Raw genomic sequence first — 4,127 nt, 5'->3', positions numbered from 1 at the left:
ACGAAGGCGCGGCGGCTTTCCCCATCGTGCAGGCGAGCCGAGAGGCGAAGCTCGATACGGTGATGTCGAACAGCTTCGGTTTCGGCGGCACCAACGCCAGCCTCGTGTTCGGCCGCGTCTGAGACGGCTCAGCGGGCGTCGACCGCTCGACGCCCCAGCGCCGGATCGTCGGTGAAGAAACCACCGATCCCCAGCGCGAGGTAGGCCCGGATCTCGGCGATGGAGCCCGCTTCACTGCGCGTGCGCGGCTCGTCGCCATGGCGCAGTGTCGCCGGCAGGAACTGGTTTTCCGGACGGAAGGTGTAGGGCCACACCTGCAGGCCTGCGCTACGGGCATCCGTCATCAACGCCGTCGGCACGCCCAGCGCACCCTCCTCGGTCACCGGGATCAGCAGACGTGCCCAGGGTCGGATGATGTCCGCGTAGCGTGCGATGTCCTTCAAACCTGCGGGCGTCATCAGGTCCGCGTAGCGGGTCGGCTTGCCCGCCGCCAGTGCATCGCCGGGCTGCGCGTCCGGCGCGCCCAACAGCTGCAACAGGCGGATGTTCCCCTGCGACGGTCCCAGGCGCGCACGCAATGCGCKCAGGTTGTCCTGCTCGAACGACTGGATCACCACGGGCGCGGCGCGCGTGTGGGCGTGCGCCGCCAGCGCGTCCAGCAGGCGCTCCTCCATCGGCAGGCCGATGCGCCGGAAGTGGCTGGGATGCTTGATCTCCGGAATCAGGCCGATGGTGCGTCGGCTACGCAGCGAGTGCTCCGACGCCAGCACGATGATCTCGTCCAGCGTCGCGATCTCGTAGCGGCCGTCGTGCGCCGTGCCGCGCAACGCGGGCAGGCGCTCGCGCGCACGCAGCGTCTTCAGCTCGGCCAGGGTGAAGTCTTCGGTGAACCATCCCTCGAACGTCTCGCCATCGATGACCTGCATGCGCCTGCGCGACGCGAACTCCGGCCGCTGCGCGACATCGGTCGTGCCGCCGATCTCGTTCTCGTGGCGTGCCACCAGCACGCCGTCACGCGTGGCGACCAGGTCCGGCTCGATGTAGTCGGCGCCATCGGCGATCGCACGCTCGTACGCGGCCAGCGTGTGCTCCGGCAGGAGCGCACTGGCACCGCGGTGGCCGATGACGAGGGGCTTTCCCGGCGTATCGCCGGCCATGGCAGACGGTAGCGGGGCGACGGCCATCAGCAGCGGGAGCAGATAGCGGAACGGCATGGTGGAATCCTCATGGCGACCAGCATGCCACGCATCATGCGTGGCCCGGACAGCACGAAGCCCGGCTTCCGCCAGGCTCCGGTGCAACGCGGGAGGAGAGAGATGCCTCGTTGCAGGGCGCATTCTGCGCGCCGCCTGTTACACGCAGACGACAGCCGCCACCGCCCGGTTATCTTGCCGGGACATCCTGCGTGACCACAACCGGACCGTGACGCACCGCCGCTTGACATCATTACATGTAATCAATAAACATCATTTCATGACAGCCTCGCACACCGCCATAAAGGCATCCACGCTGCACGTCCGCAACTACCGCGAACGCATGCGCGAGCAGGGGCTGGTCAAGAAGGACGTGTGGATCCGCCCGGAGTACGCCGAGGAACTGGCATCCATCGAGAAATCGATGCGGGAGGCCGAGCGGGAGTCCGGCATTCCCTACCTGCCGACCCAACCGGCGGAAGCGGGATGGACCGTGGCAGCGATCCGCCACGCACTGCAGCAGGCCAGCACCGTGCGCGATGGCCTGATCACCCTGGAGACCATCGAAGGCGCCGAACCCAGCCTGCACCTGGTGATGCACGAGTACGGCGACCTGTCGGTGTTCCTCGCGGTGGGGGGCGAGCAGATCCTGGTCGAAGCCTATCTGTGGCCGGTGGAGGACGTCACCGATGTGGCGGCGTTCAATGCGCACGTGCTCAGCACGCATGTGCTGCTTCCGCTTTCCACCATCGGCATGCAGCGCATCGGCGGCGTGGCGGGCTACACCATGTTCGGCGCGCTGGACACGCATTCCAGCCTGGCCAACGTGATGTTCGAGATCGAGACGCTCGCCGAGAACGCGATCAGCGCGACCGAGGCCTATCGCCCGTTCCTGCGTCCCGCCGCCAGGAAGAAGGCCTGATGCCCGATACGCTGAAAACCCTGTTCAAGCGCATCCAGGAAGGCATGGAAGGCCTGGCCGGCGCGGTGATGGGCGACCGCGCCGAACGGCTGCTGGACGAGGAAATCCGCGCCGTCGACGACGCCCTGCATGGCGCGCGCGGCGAGCACGCCGCCGCGAAGGCGCGCCGCGTGGCGAACGAGCAACACCAGGCTGCGCTGGCCACGCGCATCGGCGAGACCGAGGCCAAGGTGGAATCGGCGTTGCGGCAAGGGCGCACGACGCAGGCGCGCGCGGCGGCGGACGACGTGGTCCGCCTGCAGGCGCAACGCAGCCAGCGGCTGGAGGAGGGTCACGAGCTGGCCGCGCAGGAGCGCCAGTTCCAGCATGTCGTCGAGCAGCTCGAAGGCCGCCTGCGTCGCCTCAAGCACCAGCTCGACATCCTGCGCGCCTCCAACAGCCTGCAGCGCGCGCAGGCCACGGTGGCGAAGCGCCAGCCGGGCGACGCGCTGTACCCGGAACCTGCGTTCGCGTCGGCAGCACGCATGAAGCAACGCCGCGCGCCGGTCCAGGGGAGTGGATCGAGCGGACCGGGCAAGCGCACGAAGGCCGCCGGGGATCCTGCACAGGCCGTGCTGGACCGCGCCCGCAAACGCATCACTTCGTCCGCGCGCAAGCGCTGAAACAGGGGGAGCCACGATGAATGAGTTCCTGAACACCGTCTTGACCTTTCCCACGCTGGTGTACAGCGTGCTGCTCGCTTTCTGCACGGTGTACTGGTTGCTCGCCGCCACCGGCATGGTGGACATCGACGCCGTGGATGGCTGGCTGACGACCGACGGCGACACTGCCGAACCCAGCGTGGTCGCGGGCATGTTGGCGAAGCTTGGACTGTCCGGCGTACCGATGATGCTGGTACTCACGGTGCTGTCCTTCTTCGGCTGGCTGATCACCTACTTCGTGCACCTGTTCGTGCTCCAGCACATCCCCGACAGCCTCCGCTGGCTCGCCGGTGCCGGCACGCTGGTCGTGGCGCTGCTGCCGGGCGCCCTCGTGACCTCGCTGTTGCTGCGTCCCATCGCCGCCGTGATCACGCGACTGCGTCCGCCGGTGCCTCCGTCCGTGCTCGGCCGCACCGGCTCGGTGATCTCGCCGCATGCGGATGCGACCAGCGGACGCGCGCATTTCGACGACGGCGGCGCCGGCCTGATCCTGCAAATCCGCACGCTGCCGGGCGAGCGCCTGATGCGCGGCGACCGCGTCGTGCTCATCGAACACCTCGAACCCGACAACACGTACCGCGTCATGTCCGAAACCGCCTTCCACCAGCAGTAAACACCCGCGCCGTCTACAAGGAGTTCTGCAATGACCACTGCCTCGATCCTTCCCTTCGCCATCGGACTCGTCGTCCTGCTGGTGCTGGGTTTCGGCTTCATCGGCATCTTCAAGGCCTTCTACAAGAAGGTCGAACAGGGCACCGCGCTCATCGTCAACGACATGAGTTCGCAGCCGAAGGTGCATTTCACCGGCGCGCTGATCATCCCGGTGCTGTACAAGGCCGAGCTGATGAAGATCAGCCTGATCACCCTGCAGGTGGACCGTCGCGGCAAGGAAGGCCTGGTCTGCAAGGACAACATGCGCGCCGACATCGCGGTGGCGTTCTACCTGCGCGTCAACGAGACCCCCGGCGACGTGCTGCGCGTGGCCAAGGCGATCGGCGCCGACCGCGCCTCGGACAAGCATGCGGTGGATGAGCTGTTCAACGCCAAGTTCTCCGAGGCCCTGAAGACGGTGGGCAAGAAGTTCGACTTCACCGAGCTGTTCGACAAGCGCCAGGAGTTTCGCGACGAGATCGTCGCCGTCATCGGCCAGGACCTCAACGGCTACGTGCTCGAGGACGTCGCCATCGACTACCTGGAGCAGACGCCCAAGCACCTGCTGGACCCCAGCAACATCCTGGACGCAGAAGGCATCCGCAAGATCACCGAGCTGACCGCGCGCCAGAACGTGCATACCAACGAGCTGGAGCAGAA

5 protein-coding genes are annotated in these 4,127 nt (G+C 67.1%); 4 read left to right on the top strand and 1 reads right to left on the bottom strand.

Going from position 1 to position 4,127, the window contains the following annotated elements; translation table 11 throughout:
- Nucleotides 1-128: 128 nt before the first annotated feature.
- Nucleotides 129-1,214: a glycerophosphodiester phosphodiesterase gene (locus AC04L7_RS13600; RefSeq protein ID WP_475513203.1), complete on the bottom strand. Its 1,086-nt coding sequence runs from the start codon at nucleotides 1,212-1,214 to the stop codon at nucleotides 129-131.
- A 259-nt stretch (nucleotides 1,215-1,473) separates the two neighbouring features.
- Between AC04L7_RS13600 and AC04L7_RS13595 the strand changes: the two genes are divergently transcribed.
- The 4 genes from AC04L7_RS13595 to AC04L7_RS13580 form a co-directional block, all read left to right on the top strand.
- Nucleotides 1,474-2,115 carry a YjfI family protein gene (locus tag AC04L7_RS13595; RefSeq protein ID WP_296282163.1) on the top strand — a complete coding sequence of 214 codons (642 nt, stop codon included), beginning with the start codon at nucleotides 1,474-1,476 and terminating at the stop codon, nucleotides 2,113-2,115.
- The gene (locus AC04L7_RS13590; protein WP_299345784.1) at nucleotides 2,115-2,777 is read left to right on the top strand and encodes a PspA/IM30 family protein; all 663 of its coding nucleotides are present in this window, start codon (nucleotides 2,115-2,117) and stop codon (nucleotides 2,775-2,777) included. Before AC04L7_RS13595 ends, AC04L7_RS13590 begins: the two co-directional genes overlap by 1 nt.
- 16 nt (nucleotides 2,778-2,793) lie before the next feature.
- Nucleotides 2,794-3,429, top strand: a complete 636-nt coding sequence (locus tag AC04L7_RS13585) for a hypothetical protein (RefSeq protein WP_299345781.1) — start codon at nucleotides 2,794-2,796, stop codon at nucleotides 3,427-3,429.
- 30 nt (nucleotides 3,430-3,459) lie between these two features.
- Nucleotides 3,460-4,127: flotillin family protein (locus tag AC04L7_RS13580; protein ID WP_475513202.1), on the top strand; the 668-nt coding region annotated here is incomplete at its 3' end.

The organism is Pseudoxanthomonas sp. LjRoot204_2, assembly GCF_056175765.1.
The sequence above is the reverse complement of the archived record's forward strand: the minus strand, read 5'-3'. Positions and strand labels throughout refer to the sequence as shown.

What these genes read in the sequence shown, in the direction of transcription:
- AC04L7_RS13595 (WP_296282163.1), top strand. Translation starts at nt 1,474, where the DNA reads ATGACAGCCTCGCACACCGCCATAAAGGCATCCACGCTGCACGTCCGC.
- AC04L7_RS13590 (WP_299345784.1), top strand. Translation starts at nt 2,115, where the DNA reads ATGCCCGATACGCTGAAAACCCTGTTCAAGCGCATCCAGGAAGGCATG.
- AC04L7_RS13585 (WP_299345781.1), top strand. Translation starts at nt 2,794, where the DNA reads ATGAATGAGTTCCTGAACACCGTCTTGACCTTTCCCACGCTGGTGTAC.